The organism is Solwaraspora sp. WMMB762, assembly GCF_049179115.1.
Taxonomy (GTDB): Bacteria; Actinomycetota; Actinomycetes; order Mycobacteriales; family Micromonosporaceae; genus Micromonospora_E.
Genome location: NZ_JBMHMD010000001.1, coordinates 1,279,525 through 1,293,918 on the forward strand (window position 1 = coordinate 1,279,525; position 14,394 = coordinate 1,293,918).

At 70.6% G+C, this 14,394-nt stretch carries 16 protein-coding genes and 1 tRNA gene; 8 read left to right on the forward strand and 9 right to left on the reverse strand.

Annotation, left to right across the window (positions count from 1 at the left end; translation table 11 throughout):
* The first annotated feature begins 157 nt into the window (after positions 1–157).
* Entirely contained in the window at positions 158–1,024 is an 867-nt protein-coding gene (locus ACN27J_RS05905) for a transposase family protein (RefSeq protein WP_421362034.1), read from the forward strand.
* On the opposite strand, the gene ACN27J_RS05910 is transcribed toward ACN27J_RS05905, so the two are convergent.
* The gene (locus ACN27J_RS05910; RefSeq protein WP_421364312.1) at positions 930–1,850 is read right to left on the reverse strand and encodes a helix-turn-helix domain-containing protein; all 921 of its coding nucleotides are present in this window, start codon (positions 1,848–1,850) and stop codon (positions 930–932) included. The genes ACN27J_RS05905 and ACN27J_RS05910 overlap by 95 nt on opposite strands.
* Positions 1,851–2,140: 290 nt before the next feature.
* Between ACN27J_RS05910 and ACN27J_RS05915 the strand changes: the two genes are divergently transcribed.
* Both ACN27J_RS05915 and ACN27J_RS05920 read left to right on the forward strand, forming a co-directional pair.
* Entirely contained in the window at positions 2,141–2,362 is a 222-nt protein-coding gene (locus ACN27J_RS05915) for a hypothetical protein (RefSeq protein WP_281555132.1), read from the forward strand.
* Positions 2,359–3,327: a hypothetical protein gene (locus tag ACN27J_RS05920; RefSeq protein ID WP_421364314.1), complete on the forward strand. Its 969-nt coding sequence runs from the start codon at positions 2,359–2,361 to the stop codon at positions 3,325–3,327. Before ACN27J_RS05915 ends, ACN27J_RS05920 begins: the two co-directional genes overlap by 4 nt.
* Here the strand turns inward: ACN27J_RS05920 and ACN27J_RS05925 are convergent.
* On the reverse strand, positions 3,305–4,465 hold the full coding sequence (locus ACN27J_RS05925; protein WP_421364316.1) for an AbfB domain-containing protein: 1,161 nt from the start codon (positions 4,463–4,465) through the stop codon (positions 3,305–3,307). The genes ACN27J_RS05920 and ACN27J_RS05925 overlap by 23 nt on opposite strands.
* Before the next feature lie 250 nt (positions 4,466–4,715).
* Between ACN27J_RS05925 and ACN27J_RS05930 the strand changes: the two genes are divergently transcribed.
* Both ACN27J_RS05930 and ACN27J_RS05935 read left to right on the forward strand, forming a co-directional pair.
* Positions 4,716–5,105: a hypothetical protein gene (locus ACN27J_RS05930; RefSeq protein ID WP_421364318.1), complete on the forward strand. Its 390-nt coding sequence runs from the start codon at positions 4,716–4,718 to the stop codon at positions 5,103–5,105.
* Positions 5,092–6,132 (forward strand): T3SS (YopN, CesT) and YbjN peptide-binding chaperone 1, encoded by a 1,041-nt coding sequence (locus ACN27J_RS05935; RefSeq protein ID WP_421364320.1) that lies wholly within the window; start codon positions 5,092–5,094, stop codon positions 6,130–6,132. The genes ACN27J_RS05930 and ACN27J_RS05935 overlap by 14 nt, the downstream gene beginning before the upstream one ends.
* Positions 6,133–6,165: 33 nt before the next feature.
* Here ACN27J_RS05935 and ACN27J_RS05940 read toward each other — a convergent pair whose 3' ends face one another.
* The 7 genes from ACN27J_RS05940 to ACN27J_RS05970 all read right to left on the reverse strand — a co-directional run bounded on the left by ACN27J_RS05940 (position 6,166) and on the right by ACN27J_RS05970 (position 12,617).
* Complete coding sequence (locus tag ACN27J_RS05940) at positions 6,166–6,771, reverse strand: copper resistance CopC family protein (RefSeq protein ID WP_421364322.1); 606 nt, start codon at positions 6,769–6,771, stop codon at positions 6,166–6,168.
* Entirely contained in the window at positions 6,756–7,373 is a 618-nt protein-coding gene (locus tag ACN27J_RS05945) for a hypothetical protein (protein WP_421364323.1), read from the reverse strand. The genes ACN27J_RS05940 and ACN27J_RS05945 overlap by 16 nt, the downstream gene beginning before the upstream one ends.
* A 402-nt stretch (positions 7,374–7,775) precedes the next feature.
* Complete coding sequence (locus ACN27J_RS05950; RefSeq protein ID WP_421364325.1) at positions 7,776–8,921, reverse strand: mechanosensitive ion channel family protein; 1,146 nt, start codon at positions 8,919–8,921, stop codon at positions 7,776–7,778.
* Positions 8,922–8,962: 41 nt separating this feature from the next.
* Positions 8,963–9,169 (reverse strand): hypothetical protein, encoded by a 207-nt coding sequence (locus tag ACN27J_RS05955; protein ID WP_421364327.1) that lies wholly within the window; start codon positions 9,167–9,169, stop codon positions 8,963–8,965.
* Positions 9,117–9,788 (reverse strand): potassium channel family protein, encoded by a 672-nt coding sequence (locus ACN27J_RS05960; RefSeq protein WP_421364329.1) that lies wholly within the window; start codon positions 9,786–9,788, stop codon positions 9,117–9,119. The genes ACN27J_RS05955 and ACN27J_RS05960 overlap by 53 nt, the downstream gene beginning before the upstream one ends.
* A gap of 19 nt (positions 9,789–9,807) precedes the next feature.
* The gene (locus tag ACN27J_RS05965; protein WP_278169432.1) at positions 9,808–10,122 is read right to left on the reverse strand and encodes an antibiotic biosynthesis monooxygenase family protein; all 315 of its coding nucleotides are present in this window, start codon (positions 10,120–10,122) and stop codon (positions 9,808–9,810) included.
* 29 nt (positions 10,123–10,151) lie between these two features.
* Positions 10,152–12,617: a phosphoketolase family protein gene (locus ACN27J_RS05970; protein WP_421364331.1), complete on the reverse strand. Its 2,466-nt coding sequence runs from the start codon at positions 12,615–12,617 to the stop codon at positions 10,152–10,154.
* A 277-nt stretch (positions 12,618–12,894) separates the two neighbouring features.
* Here ACN27J_RS05970 and ACN27J_RS05975 point away from each other — a divergent pair, with 277 nt between their 5' ends.
* The 3 genes from ACN27J_RS05975 to ACN27J_RS05985 all read left to right on the forward strand — a co-directional run bounded on the left by ACN27J_RS05975 (position 12,895) and on the right by ACN27J_RS05985 (position 14,390).
* Positions 12,895–13,887, forward strand: coding sequence for an AraC family transcriptional regulator (locus tag ACN27J_RS05975; RefSeq protein ID WP_421364333.1), 993 nt, complete (start codon positions 12,895–12,897; stop codon positions 13,885–13,887).
* Positions 13,884–14,147 carry a hypothetical protein gene (locus tag ACN27J_RS05980; protein WP_421364335.1) on the forward strand — a complete coding sequence of 88 codons (264 nt, stop codon included), beginning with the start codon at positions 13,884–13,886 and terminating at the stop codon, positions 14,145–14,147. The genes ACN27J_RS05975 and ACN27J_RS05980 overlap by 4 nt, the downstream gene beginning before the upstream one ends.
* A 156-nt stretch (positions 14,148–14,303) precedes the next feature.
* Positions 14,304–14,390: transfer RNA gene (locus ACN27J_RS05985), tRNA-Leu, on the forward strand.
* The last annotated feature ends 4 nt before the right edge of the window (positions 14,391–14,394 follow it).

Below are 14,394 nucleotides of genomic sequence, written 5' to 3' on the forward strand. Positions count from 1 at the left end.
TCGAGGGCACGGCTCTCAAGATCCTTCCAGACCAAATCGTAGGCCCTGACTTCATCGGCCTTGTTCAGGAGGACTTCCCAATAGGCTTCGAGCCGATTGGCACCGAGGTTCGTCGATATTACGTGGGGTGACGGCCTGTGGTGTGACCAAGGTGGGCGTGTCGTTTGTGGAAACGGCGGCCGGCGACGTCTGGATCATCTGGGTTGTGTGGACTCAAACGATCGACGGCCGGCCGCCGCGCTGTGAGCGTATGACCGGACTGGACTCCGATCAACTGGACTGGCTGTACGAGCAGGTGGACGCGCTGGTCGACTGGGACCTGCCGGTGGGGCGCCCTCGGGCGTTGCCGCTGTACACGGCGTTGGTGCTGGTGTTGTTCGGGCTGCGGCACAATCTGGCGCCGGACGTGATCGGTGAGGTTTTCGGCTGCGGTTCGACGACCGTGGAGCGGTATCAGGAGGAGCTGGAGCCGCTGGTGGACGTGGTGTTGACCCCGCTGTACGAGCAGGTCCGTGACCAGGCCCGCCGGGACGCGGTCCTGGTCGATGGTCTGGTCGCGCCGGTCGGGGAACGCGACGACGTCGACGGGCTGTTCTCCGAGAAGAAGGGCTTCTGTGGGCAGAACGTGCAGGTGGTGGCCAATCTCGCCGGGCGGGTGGTCGATGTGGGTGACCCGTGTCCGGGTGGCATGCACGACCGGAAGGCGTTCGACGTGTCCGGGATCGCCGCCGGGTGGGCCGGCCACTACGCCCCCGGCGGGCCCGGGATGATCGGTGACAAGGGGTACCAGGGTGCCGGCATCGTGAGTCCGTACAAGAAGCCTCGGGGTCGGGAGTTGACCGGGGTCCGACGCGCGTGCAACACCGCACTCAACCGGCTCCGCGCCGCCGTCGAACGCGCGATCGCCCATCTGAAGTGTTGGAAGGTTCTCAAGACCGGGTTCCGCAGATCGTTGGAACACTTTCCTGCCACATTACGTACGGTAATGAAGTTGGAGATCTTTCGCGTTTACGGATTACGTTGAGAAAGCCCGGTAATAGTTTCGGGAAGTCCTCCAGGTAGAGCGATCCCGTCAGGGTGTCGACGTAGACCAGCGGCGGCTCAACCGGATCCGGGCTGAGCGGGGCGTTGGGAAAGGTCAGGAAACTGAACGCCGAGTTCATGCCGGCGTGGGCACCGACCGTGTAAGGGATCACCTGAACCGAGACACTGTGCCGCTCGGTCATGTCGAGAAGGTGCTGAAGCTGCTCGACCATCACCTCAGGCCCGCCGACCTCCCGACGCAGTACGGCCTCGTTCAGCATCACCTTCAGGTGTGGCGGGCGCGGCGAAGCCAGAAGCGCTTGCCGTTCAATACGAACCTTGACTCGGTGTGCGATCTGTTCCTCGGTGAGCAGCCCGACCGGAAGGCGGGTCACCGTCTCGGCGTAAGCACGTACTTGCAGTAGTCCTGGAACTGACTCCGGCTCGTACTGCCGGATCATGGCGGCGCTGTCTTCGAGGGAGACGTAGAGGCCGAACCAGGCGGGTAGAGCCGATTCGGTGTAGTCGTGCCACCAGGCACGCCTCGGGGCTTCGCGGGTCTCTCTGGTCATGGTGAGCAGGCGGTGGCGGGTCTCCGGGGAGACCCGGTAGAGGGTGCACATGGCGTCGACGTCGACGTCGCGGAAGCGGATCCGCTCGTCGCCGGCCTCGATGCGCCAGATGGTGGAGGAGCCGCGTTGCAGTGCCCGAGCTGCGGCGTCCTGGCTGATGCCGGCGGACTCCCGCAAGACGGTGAGCCAGCGGCCGATGTGTCGGCGGAGCAGGGTTGTGCCGATGGAGCCGGACAAATCGCTCGCCCCCTTCATCCTCTGTGGTGAGTGTAGTCACCAACGTGGCGGACAATCAACTGACGAGCGCCTTCATAATCGTGAAGGCGCTCGGCACTGAAATGATTGACCTCGACCAGAGGTTGCCCACGACGATGAGTGCGCATCGCGCCTTGTCTTATGCATGCGGTCCAACTTAGATAACTGATGCCGGTGCTGTCCATAGTCACCCGCCGCAGTCGGAGAACCCCCCGTGACCGGCTGCGGCGGGCCCGGCGCATGCGCTCCTGCCCGCACGATTAATTGATCTTCGCTCGGGAGGAAATGAAATGTCCACCGCCCTCGCGTTCATTGCCGCCGGCTTTGTGCTCGGCATTCCGCCGGGTCTGCTGCTGTGCCGGCTGCGGCGGCGCTGGTGCCCGGCCTGCGGGCAGACGCTGCGCTGCCCCGACTGCGGCTCCCGGCAGTTCGTCACCTTCGACATCCGGCCGACGACCGGGCGGCGCTGGTCGCCCCGGGCGCGGTCGGCGACCCGGGCAGCCGGCCGGTGACCGTCGAGCATGTGGCGGCGCGGCCGTCGTGGCGGTGCCGGGTGTGCCGGGCACCGTGGCCGTGTCAGCCGGCGAAGGCGCAACTTGTCGCCGCGTACGACCGGATCGGCCTGTGTCTGTATGTGGCCGAGCGGTCCGCGGCGGCCGCCCTCGACCTGCCGGGGCTGACCCCGGCGGCGGCGTACGCCCGGTTCCTCGGCTGGGCGCGGGCCGCCACCCGTTCCGAACCCACTGGAGAGACCACGATGGAATCCGAGATGACCGTCCGGGACGCCGACGTGACCGACATCGCCGAGTTGTCGGCGCTGCTCGCTGAGGCGTTCGTGACCAATCCGGTGGCCGGCTGGCTGATCGCCGACGTGTCCACCCGGTACACCACGTTCCTGCGGCTGTTCGACGTCGAGTTGACGCACGGGCTGAGGCACGGCGTCGTGCACGTCGCCGGCAACCGCGAAGGGGTGGCCGTTTGGCAGCCGTACCCGATGCGGTTGACGACGGTGACCGACCACGAGCGGGAGGTGCTCGGCGCGGCCGGCATCTACCGGCGGCGGGTCGCGCACCTGCGGGCGGTGCGTGACGAGCACCGGGCGGCGGCGTTGCGGCTGCCGGTCGGGCCGTCGGCCAGCCTGTCCGCGCGGTCGCCGGTGGGGTCGGCCGGGCCGGCCGGCGGGTCCGCGCCGGAGCCGGTGGTCGGCCACGAGCTGGTGTATCTGGCGGCGGCGCCGTGGCTGCGACGCCGCCGGATCGGCGCGGCGCTGCTCGACCACCACCAGCGCACGTTGGACGCCGCCGGGCTGGTCGGGCACACCGTCACCGACGAGGAGTACGCCCGTGACCTGCTGGCGGTGCGGGGTTGGCGGACGCCCGGCCCCCGGCACCTCTCCCCCGGCGGGCCGCCGCTGTGGTCGATGCGCCGCGACCCCGGCACCCGGCCGATTCCGCCTACAGCGGGGTACGGACGATGAAGGTGGCGTAGGACGCGTTGGCGCCCCTGCCGATCTCGGCGAGTTTCAGGTACCTGCCGTCGTGGTGCAGGTAGCGGTCCGGGTAGTTGTAGGAGCGCAGTGAGGTGTGCTGCCCGGTCAGTCCGGCGACCGGGCAGAACGTGGCGTCGGCCCGGAACAGGGCGCTGCCGTCGATCCGGTGCAGGAAGAAGCGGAAGTCCTGGTGGCGCAGGTAGTAGCCGGGGAAGTTGACAGCCTCCAGGGAGATGCAGTCCGACTTGGCCAGGCCGCGGCGGACCACGAACGCGGCGTCGGCCTTGCTGCGCTGGTCGACGACGTCGACGCGGCCTTCGAACTCGAAGTGCCGCACCCTGCGGCCGGGCAGGTTGACCGGCTCCAGCCCGTACATGCCGCCGACGGTCAGGGTGAGGTGCGCGGGGGCGGTCGGTTTCGGGTCCGGCTTCGGGTCGGTGGCCGGCGGCGGTGGTGCCGGGGCGGCCGAGGTCGATCCGCCGCCGGGTGCGGCGGCGTCGGGCGTGGTGGTGTGAACGCCGTCGCCGACCGGTCCGGCCTGTGCCGTCGGCTCGCCGGTCGGCGGTACGGCCGAGGGGTCGGCGGTCGCACCGGGGTCGCCGGTCGGGTCGGTGTCGGCCGGGGAGTTGCCGGGGCCGGACCCGGTGTTGACGCCGCTCGGAGCTCCGGCGACGAACTCGCCCCGGATCGGCTCCTGCTGGGCGCCCCGGTTGGTGGCCACGGTCGCGGCGATGACGGCGGCGGTGAGCACCGCAACGGCACCGATGGCGGTACGGCGTTGCGGGATCGCCGGACGCTCGGCGTGGCTGACCGGCGCGGCGGGCAGGGCGTGGGCACCAGATGCTTTGCTGCCCGGTCCCCCACCGCCGGGTCCTCTGCCGCCCGGTACCGTGCCGCCGGTTGCGGTGCCGTCGGTGACCTCTCCGTCGATTGTCGGGGAGGCCGACCAGCTGACCTGGCCGAGCCGGGCGGTGGCCTCGGTGAGCGGGCTCTCCGCCGGTGGCCTGGGCCAACGTGGGTTGGCGCGGGCCCGCCGGGACAGCTCGCGGCCGGGTGTCGGCTCCCCCTCGGACGTGAGCCAGCGCCCGACGCGCAGCGGATCCTGCTGGGTGTCCTCGTCGGACATCGCGGTCCTCCCACTTTCCGGATCACAGACTGTTCCGGTTTTGTCACTGCATCGCGGCGCATACATTCTCATTTCGCCCCTGGGCTGCGCCAGTACCCGGAGCCACTGAGTTGATCTCTTTTCGGTGTTCGCCGGGTTCGTTGCCGGTCTCGGTTACCGTTACGAGGGTGACCGGTCGACTCACGGTAGCGAAGTCGATCAGGTCGGTCCCCGCAAGTGAACGGGCGACCACGATCAGTAGAGTGGGGACGTGCCTCTGTGGATCGCAGCGACGTGGGGACTGGTCGGCAGCGTAGTCGCCGAAGCGCTCAATCTCTACGCCATGATGCGCCCGACCACCGAGTCGAAGGGGCGTTGGCAGTGGCCGTGGCGCACCCGGGCGGACCAGCCCATCATCATCTTCGCCGTCACGCTGCGGGCCGTCGCGGGCACCGGCCTGGCCGCCGCCGCGGCGGCTGGTGGGGTGGCCACCACGGCGTTCGCGACGTTCGTCTTCGGCGTCGCCGCGCCGCTGTTCATCGCCCGGATGTTCGACCAGGTCCGGGTGGTGGACCGGGGCACGCCGCCGCCGTCGATCACGCACCGCTCTGCCGCAGACCCCGATTCACCTGTACGGGAGCCTGGCGATGAAAGCCCGTGACGGTTTCCTGTCCCGGCTGGTCGCGGCGCTGGCCGCCCGGCCGGCCGAGACCACGACGTCGGTGCCGCTGCCGGCGCGGACCAGGCTGGCGGCGGCGCTCGCCGCCCGGCCGGTGGTCGGGCAGCCAATCGACCGGCCCGCCGACAGTGCCGTCGTCGGCACGGCGGCCGGGGCGGTGTCCGCCGGGGACAAGCTGACCGGCCAGGTCAAGCTGGTCGTCGCGGAGCTGTTGAAGACCACCGTGGACCAGCTGCTGCTGGACTCCGACGGTGACATCGGCATCCGCGCCGGTTCGGCGATGATCCTGGTACGCGCCCAGGAGGACCCGCCGCTGGTGGAGGTCTTCTCGCCGTTGCTGACCGGGGTGCAGCCGTCCGAGACGCTGCTACGGCGGCTGACCGACCTGACCGTGACGATGCCGGTCGGTCGGATCTACTGCACCGGCGACACGGTGTGGGCCTCAATCCCGGTGCTCGGCGTCGACTTCCAGCCCACCCATCTGCTGCTGGCGATCCGGGCCATGCTGCGCCTCGCCGACGACCTCGACGACCGGCTGCAGCAGGAGTTCGGCGGCAGCCGGGCGGCCGGGCCGGAGTCACCGGGCCTGGCGGCGCTGCCCGACCCGACCGGCTACCTGCGGGACCTGGCGGCGGCCGGTGAGTCGCCGGCCGGGCGGATCCTGGTCGACCTGCTCGCTGACCGGGGCCACCTGGACCAGCTGCGGACCCTGGCGGCCAGCGGTGACTGGCATGCGGCGTCCCGGCTGGCGACCCTGCTGTACGCGCAGGGCGAGCAGGCCGAGGCGGAGCACTTCTGGCGGCTGGCGGCCGACAAGGGCGAGCCGTCGGCGCGGACCGAGTTGGCGACGGTACTGGCCGGGCGGGGCGACGTCGACGAGGCGATCGCGTTGCTGCAGGCCGGGGTGGCCGCCGACGACTGGCACGGGGTGGGTCTGCTGGTGACCCTGCTGGCCCGGCAGGGCCGCGTCGACGAGGCGGTGGCGTTGCTGCGCGACCGGGCAGGCTGAGCCTGGCCGGCTCGACGTCGAGCCGGCCAGGCGTTACCGGGCCCGCCGACGGAGCAGCCAGCCGGCGAGCAGCAGCACGAGCAGTCCCCCGCCGCCGGCGGCGACCCCGGCCAGCAGCGGCCCGCTGCCCCGGTCGTCCGACCCGGCGGCGGCCGTGTCGGCCGTACCGCCATCGCGATCGGCGGAGTCGGCCGGCTCGGCCGCCGCAGCGCCTGGTGCCGGCAGCACCGCGCGGGCGCAGTCGGCCGGGTCGGCGCTGTCGGTGCCGCCGTCAACGACCTCGAAGTAGAACTTGCCGCTGATCTCGTGTCCGTCGGCCGACGTCGCCTCGTAGGCGAGCGTGTGCACGCCGGTGGTCAGCGGGTCGACGGTGGCGCACAGGGTCTTCGCGTTGACCACGATCGCCTCCCCCACCGCGACGGTGGTGTCGTCGGGGCCGGTGAGGGTGATCCGCCGTTCCCCGGTGCCGGCCAGCGGGCCGAACGTCAACGCGATGGTCGCCACGCCGGGGGCGACCTCGTCGCCCGGCCCGGGTGCGGCGGCGACCAGCTCGGTGTGTGCCCACGCGGGAGCGGCGAACGCGACCGCCGCCACCCCCGCGCAGGCCAGGGCCGTGGCGTGGCTCAGAAGTCGGCGCATGCCAGCCGGTTGTCCATGGCTTCCATCGGGTGGATGACCACCGACTTGGCGGCGTCGCCGACCTGCTGCTCGTTGGTGACGGTCGCGGTGCCGGTGCCGTCGGTGGCGGCGGTGAAGCCCAGGTGGACCTCGTTGGGCGGGGTCTCCGGGCCGCTCTCGTCGAACTTGAAGTGCGGTCCGCCGTTGTCGGCGGCGCACTCCTGGGCGTGCAGGTGGCCCATGTACTGCGCGCCGGGCTCCAGCCCGGTTATGGTGACGGTGACCGTCGTACCGTCGTCGGTCTGCGCCAGCCAGGCGGTCCCGGCGGCGTCGTCGGTGCCCGGTGGCCGGGTGTCGAGCAGGGCGAAGGTGGCCTCCACCGCGCCGTCGATCTGGTCGGCCGGGGTGGCGGACGGGTCGTTCATCATCCCGTCCATGCTGTCCATCCCGTCGGAGTCCATGTTGTCGGACATCGCGGAGGCCGTCGCCGACGGCTCCGGGGTCGGGTCGGCGGCGTCGGTGGTGCCGGACGAGTCGTCGCCGCAGCCGGCGAGGACGCCGACCGCCGCGAAGCCGACCACCGCGACAGCGGTACGCCAGCGGTCCGATCCGTTGATCTTCACGTGTCGTGTTCTCCCTGTTCGGATACGAAGGCAGGCCGGCCGCCGGGACCGCCCGGTTGCCGGCACATGTCTGACCGTTCGGGCGGTCCGTGCGTTCTTGGGCCGTCCCTGTGTTGAGTCGGACGCGCCCACGCGGAAGTTCCCGCGAGATCGACTCCGTAGTGTCAGGGTTGTGACGCCGTCGGCTTACTCCTGATCACGGCACCGGCCCCGGGCCGGCCCCCAGATACTCGGTGGTGCTGCAGAGGACGTGATGCCGCAGGTGCATCTTGATGCATCTCCGGCATCAGACTCGACCCGCACCTCGACCCGAAGCGGTAGCGTTGCGCACAAGGACCGAAGCGCACCGTCACCGGCGGCCGAATATCGATGACAGCCCGTACCGCTACCGTGCTGGTGCCGCTACCGGTGGTCGGCGGAGGAGCTCTGGTCGCCGACGCCGGGGGTGGTCTCGACCGCCTCGGGGTCGGACAGGTTGACCCGCTGCAGCGGGGCCGACGGGTGCGACGTACCGCTGTCGTGACCGCCGACCTCGGCGCGGACCCGGGGCCGCGACTGCGGGTGCTGCTCCTGCACCCAGGCGACCAGCTGCTCCCGGACCAGACACCTCAGGTCCCACAACGCGGACGAGTTGGCGGCTGAAACGAGCGCGCGGGTCCGGATGTTGCCGCCGGTGGCCCCGGTCACCTGAAGCCCGCAGACCCGACCGTCCCACAGCGGCGCGGCCGCCTCCGACTCGACGATGCGGCGCAGTTCCTGACGCATCGCCTCGACCGGCAGGCTCCAGTCGACGTCGATCTCGGCGGTGCCGAGCACCGACGACGCGGTCCGGGTCCAGTTCTGGAACGGCGTGGTGGTGAAGTAGTTCGACGGCAGGATCAGCCGGCGCTCGTCCCAGATCTTCACCACCACGTAGCCGAGGGTCATCTCCTCGATGCGGCCCCATTCGCCCTCGACGACGACCACGTCGTCGAGGCGTAGCGCGTCGCCGAAGGCGAGCTGCAGGCCGGCGAAGATGTTACCGAGGGTGCTCTGCGCGGCGAGCGCGGCGACCACGCCGACCAGGCCGGCGGAGGCCAGCACGCTGGCCCCGGCGGCGCGGGCCCCGGGGAAGGTGATCAGCATCGCGCCGACGGTGAGTACGCCGACGACGGCGAACGCGACCCGGCGGATCACGGTGATCTGGGTGTGCGCGCGGCGGGCGGCGAGGTTGTCGTTGACGTCGATCGGGAAGCGGCGCAGCGCGGTGTCGGCGGCCAGCCCGAGCAGGGTGGCGACCAGCCAGCCGCCGGTGGCGATGGTGGCCAGCAGGATCGCGTGCTGCACCGGCTCGTGCCAGCCGTTGGTGGTGGCGATCGGGATGGTGAAGCGGGCGGCGAGCAGCGCGGCGATGATCGCTGTCGGCCAGAAGGCGCGCCGGGAGATGTCGGTGAGCAGCGTGGAGCGGCGGCCCGCGAAGCGGAGGATGCGGTAGACGACGGTGACGGCAAGGGCCGCCGCAGCCGCCGATCCGATCACGATCGCGGCGCTGACCAGGGCGTCGGACACGTCCGACATCTCCTTCCCATCGGTTTGTCGGCAGCGGCCAGCTAATCACATCGACCGGTGCCGGCCGAGGACCGGTCGACGTCGCGCAGCGTGACCAACGGCGCGGACCAGCCACGCAGACCGGCCAGGAACGGTACGGACCGGGCCAGCACCACCCCGACCAGCCCGTCCCGGCTCGTCTGCTGGTCGTACCGGTCACCCAGCTCGGCGGCGAGCCGCGACTGCAGGCGCCCGTGGTCCGAGACCACGCCAGGTGGCGCAGCGGGCGGTGAGCAGCGCGGCGACCGTCGCCTCGATGACATGTTCCAGGGCCGGTTCGAGGTCGTAGTCCGGCCGCCGCGGCCGGTAGGTGAGCGCCACCAGCGGGTACCGCCGGACGGTGTCCTCGATCGCGCGCAGGTCGGCCGCCCAGTCCGCGCAGCGCTGCCGGGTGATGTCGACCCCCTCGGCGGTCAGGCTACGGACGATCAGCCCGACGCCGTCGCTGCCGTGGACCTGGTCGTGCACGGCGAGCGCGAACCGGTTCCGCACCGTCAACCCGGTGATCAGTTCGATCAGGTACGTCGCCAGCGCGGCGAACAGCGCGAAGCCGAGCGCCGCGACACACACCGCGAGAAGTTTCTGCGCCGGAGTGTCCGGGGTGAGATCGCCGTAGCCGAGCACCGTGAGGGTGCCGGCGGAGAAGTACAGGGCGTCGTCGAAACCGGTCGGGCCGTAGCCGGCGACCCGGTGGTAGCCGTCCAGGTGCGGCCACACCACCAACGCGACGCCGACCACCAGCGGCACGATCCAGGCCAGGAAAGTGCCGGTCACCAGCACCACCACGGCGATCAACGCGCCACCCGGTACCGCCCACAGCCACATCATGGGCGCAGGTATACCCCGTTTACCGGCTGGTCGACTGCACCACCTCGAACTCGAGCAGGCTGGCGCCGGTCGCCACCGGCGGGCGGGGACGCTCGCCGTCCCCGCCCGCGTGGGCCTGCCGGGCCGGGCCGGCCGCCCACGCCTGGTAGGCCTCCTCGCTCTCCCACCGGGTGTAGACGAAGTAGCGGCCCTCCCCCGCGACCGGGCGCAGCAGCTCGAACGCCAGGAACCCAGGCGCGTTCTCCACCGCCCCCTGGCGGGCGGCGAACCGTCGCTCCAGCTCGTCGCCGGCTCCGTCGGGGACCTCGATCGCGTTGATCTTCACGACTGCCATGTGGACAGCCTAGTCGGGGGTGGGCGCGGTCAGCCCTGCTTGGCCCAGTCGCCCAGCGACCAGTCCCGTACCTCGGGCATGTCCTCCAGGTGCTCCACCACGTACGCCTCGTGCTTGGCGAGCTGCTGCTCGCACCAGACCTTCAGGTCGGCGGCGCCGCGCGGCAGCCGCCGGGCGTTGTTGATCGCGTCCATCACCAGGTGGTAGCGCGACGCCCGGTTGCGGACCGTCATGTCGAACGGCGTGGTGGTGGTGCCCTCCTCGATGAAGCCCCGCACCCGGAACCGGTCGGCGTCCGGCCGGCCGTGCACCAGCTGGTGGATGGCGCCCGGGTAGCCGTGGAAGGCGAACACCACGTCGACCGAGTCGGTGAACAGCTCGGAGAACATCGTCTCGCTCATGCCGTGCGGGTGGTCCTTGGGCCGGGGCAGCCGCATCAGGTTGACCACGTTGACCACCCGGACCTTCATGCCGGGCAGCCGCTGCCGGAGGATCTGCGCGGCGGCGACCGTCTCCATGGTGACCACGTCACCGGCGCAGGCCAGCACGATGTCCGGCTCGGAGCTGCCGTCGTCGGTGCCGGCCCACTCCCAGATGTCCGCACCCTTGGCGCAGTGCTCGACCGCCTCGTCCATGGTCAGCCACTGCAGCTGCGGCTGCTTGTCGATGACGATCAGGTTCACGTACGACTTGGACCGCAGGCAGTGGTCGGCGACCGACAGCAGGCAGTTGGCGTCCGGCGGCAGGTAGACCCGCGACACCGTGCCCCGCTGGTTGAGCACCACCTGAATCAGACCGGGCCCCTGGTGGGAGAAGCCGTTGTGGTCGTTACGCCAGGCGGTCGAGGTCAACAGGATGTTGAGGCTCGGCACCTTGGCCCGCCACGGCAGGTGCGCCGCCTCCTGCAGCCACTTGCCGTGCTGCACCGTCTGCGACGCGCTGACCATGGCGAACGCCTCGTAGGTGGCGAACATGCCGTACCGGCCGGTCAGGTTGTAGCCCTCCAGCCAGCCGTGGCAGTTGTGCTCGGACAGCACCTCCATCACCCGGCCGTTGCGGCTGATCGCGGTGTCCGTCGGGTACACCTGCTCCATGAAGCCGCGGTCGGAGACGTCGAAGACGGCGCCGAGCCGGTTGCTGTTCGTCTCATCCGGGCAGAACAGCCGGAAGCGGTCCGGGTTGCGGGTGTAGATGTCACGCATCAGCTCGCCGAGCTTGCGGGTCGACTCGGCGCGTAGCTGCGCCGGCTGCGGCACGTCGACGGCGTACTCCCGGAAGTCGGGCATGTCCAGGTCGCGGGTGAGCAGGCCGCCGTTGGCGTGCGGGCTGGCGCTCATCCGCAGGTCGCCGTCGGGGTTGACGCCGGTCACCGTCGCGGTCGGCACACCGTCGGCGTCGAACAGCTCCTCCGGGCGGTACGAGCGCAGCCAGGTCTCCAGGATCGCCAGGTGGTCGGCGTTGTCCCGGACGCCGGACAGCGGCACCTGGTGCGACCGCCAGGTGCCGGTGACGGTGATGCCGTCGACCTTCTCCGGACCGGTCCAGCCCTTCGGCGACCGCAGGATGATCATCGGCCAGCGGGGGCGGGAGCCGTCCCAGTCGCCGGAGCGGGCAGCCTCCTGGATCCTGCGGATCTTGCCCCATGCATCGGCGAGGGCGGCGGCGAACCGGTAGTGCATCCCGGGCAGGTCGTCGCCTTCGACCTCGATGATCTCGTACCCGTGGCCTTCCAGCAGCGAGCGGACCTCGCCGCGGTCCTTGCGTCCCAGCACCGTCGGCCCGGCGATCTTCGCGCCGTTGAGGTGCAGGATCGGCAGTACGGCGCCGTCGTGGGCGGGGTTGATGAACGAGACACCCTTCCAGGAACCTTCCAGCGGGCCGGTCTCCGCCTCGCCGTCACCGACCACGGCGATGGCCAGCAGGTCCGGGTTGTCCATCACCGCGCCGAACGCGTGCACCAGGACATAGCCCAGCTCGCCGCCCTCGTGGATGGAGCCGGGAGTGGTGACCGAGACGTGGCTGGGGATGCCGCCGGGGCTGGAGAACTGCCGGAACAGCCGCAGCATGCCGGCCTCGTCCCGGGTGACGTCCGGGTAGATCTCGGTGTACGTGCCCTCCAGGTAGCCGGCGGCGACCAGCGCCGGGCCGCCGTGACCGGGGCCGGTGAGGTAGATCGTCTGCTGCCCGGTGTGCCGGATCAGTCGGGACACGTGGGCGTAGATCAGCGACAGGCCGGGGCTGGTGCCCCAGTGGCCGAGCAGTCGCGGCTTGATGTGCTCCGAGGCGAGTGGCTCGCGCAGCAGCGGGTTGCCCCGCAGGTAGATCTGCCCGACGGTCAGGTAGTTGGCGGCCCGCCACCAGGCGTCCAGCTGCGCCAGCTCGGCGTCGTCGGGCGCGGCGAGGACCCGCAGCAGCCCGTCGTCCGCGCCGGCACGGCCGGTCAGGGTCGGGGTGCGCTGATCGGTCACGGCAGTCACGAGCGGATTCCTCCTCATCAAGGGGTACGTCCACGACTGATCGTAGAGGGACGGCTGAGGTTTTTCGCGGCTCCAGTGCCTGTCGGGCAGGGGCACAACGACCCTTGACATGCCCTGACATGCCCCTGGCCGGGGCCGTTGCTGGCCACCGCCGGCGGCCACGGTGAGCTGGAAGGCGGCAGTCAGTCGATCGACGCACGGCAGTGTGATTTGTGCGTCCACAGCCAACTCGACCCGGCCCGTAGTGCCCGACACTTTTCTTGTCAGAGGAGTTTCGAGTAGGAAGTGATCTGCAGTGCGTACCCTCTACGACACTGGGTCGGTCCATCCGCTGGACCGCTACGAGTACTACCGAACGGAAGCGACGGCCGAGGTGGCGCCGGTGGAAATCCGTGGCCGATCGTCGCTGTCCCTCACCGCCGCGATGCGGATCGCCCAGGTCGGCCGATATGAGATCGAGGCGACGAGTTGGCGGTCCGACATCGAAGGCGTGGCCCTCCGGACGCAACGGCTGATCCGGGCCAGTGACCCGGAGTCCTACCGGATCTGCGTCCTCGTCAGCGGTGAGCTCCGGGTCGAGCAGAACGGTAACCAGGGGCGGTTACGCCCACGGGATATCGCGCTCTACGACACGTCACGCCCCTGGGACGCCCGGCACGTGCCCGGGCGTACCCCCATGCGGTTGGCGATGGTGACCTTCCCCCGGGCTCTCGTGCCAGTGCCCGAGGCGGCGGTACGCCCACTCGTCGGCTCGGCCCTACCGAGACGGATGCCGGGACGCGGGCTCGTCGCGGCGTTCCTGGTCGGAATCGCCGAGGCCGCGGATCCGGCGGCGGACCCCCAGCTCGTCGACGCTCTCGGCGAATGTGTGGGCGGAATCATCCGGCAACGACTCGGCCAACGTCCGGGGATCAGCCCGGCCGCGCGCCGGATGCTGCACCGCGCCCACGTCACCGCAGTGATCCGTCGGAAACTCGCCGATCCGCATCTCGACCTGGACGGGATCGCCAGGGCCGCCAGCATCTCGCCACGCTACCTGTACAGGATCTTCGAAGACACCGGGACGACACCGATGCAACTCGTCAAGAAACTGCGGCTGGCTGAATGCCACCGCAGCCTGCGCGACCCGGAACTGTCGTCGACCGCCATCAACGAGATCGTTTCCGCGCACGGCTACTCCCGTCCGGACCAGTTCGCCCGAGACTTCAGGCAACTGTTCGGCATGTCGGCCACCGAGGTACGTCAGTCGGTCCGGGACCGGTCGGCCGGAGATCGGAATCGGCCATGACGACCGGACGAGGGCCCGTCGGAGACAAAGGCCGACGCGGACCCGGTGACAGCGCGGACGCTGGCGGCGATGGCAGCGTCGGAGCGAGCCAGGCGGCCCGGCCCTTGCCGCCGGTCGAGTTCCATGTCACCGTCCGGGTCGTGTTGCGCCGCCGAGGAGCCTGGCTACTGCTCGGTGTGGCGATCTGCCGGCTCGCGGACGCCCCGCTCGACGCGGTGGCCGCAGTGGCCGGCACCATCCAGGTGCTCCTGTCCGGTTAGCCGCCGTGCCTGCCGGCAACGCCCGTCAGCACGGTTGTGCATGATCCACTCCCTTCGTGTACAGTCTTGCCCCGTGCGGCCCTCAGCCGCCGGCCCCACGGTGTCGACGTCCGGATGTCGACCTATCGGATGGGGGCGGTAGAGTGGTCCGGGCAGGTCCGGGTGGCGGAATGGCAGACGCGCTAGCTTGAGGTGCTAGTGCCCGTATAGGGCGTGGGGGTTCAAGTCCCCCCTCGGACACCAGTTC

Coding starts and splice junctions, on each gene's coding strand:
- ACN27J_RS05965 (WP_278169432.1), bottom strand. CDS start 10,122: ATGGCAGTCGTGAAGATCAACGCGATCGAGGTCCCCGACGGAGCCGGC.
- ACN27J_RS05960 (WP_421364329.1), bottom strand. CDS start 9,788: ATGATGTGGCTGTGGGCGGTACCGGGTGGCGCGTTGATCGCCGTGGTG.
- ACN27J_RS05925 (WP_421364316.1), bottom strand. CDS start 4,465: ATGTCCGACGAGGACACCCAGCAGGATCCGCTGCGCGTCGGGCGCTGG.
- ACN27J_RS05940 (WP_421364322.1), bottom strand. CDS start 6,771: ATGCGCCGACTTCTGAGCCACGCCACGGCCCTGGCCTGCGCGGGGGTG.
- ACN27J_RS05980 (WP_421364335.1), top strand. CDS start 13,884: ATGACGACCGGACGAGGGCCCGTCGGAGACAAAGGCCGACGCGGACCC.
- ACN27J_RS05970 (WP_421364331.1), bottom strand. CDS start 12,617: ATGAGGAGGAATCCGCTCGTGACTGCCGTGACCGATCAGCGCACCCCG.
- ACN27J_RS05935 (WP_421364320.1), top strand. CDS start 5,092: ATGAAAGCCCGTGACGGTTTCCTGTCCCGGCTGGTCGCGGCGCTGGCC.
- ACN27J_RS05915 (WP_281555132.1), top strand. CDS start 2,141: ATGTCCACCGCCCTCGCGTTCATTGCCGCCGGCTTTGTGCTCGGCATT.
- ACN27J_RS05910 (WP_421364312.1), bottom strand. CDS start 1,850: ATGAAGGGGGCGAGCGATTTGTCCGGCTCCATCGGCACAACCCTGCTC.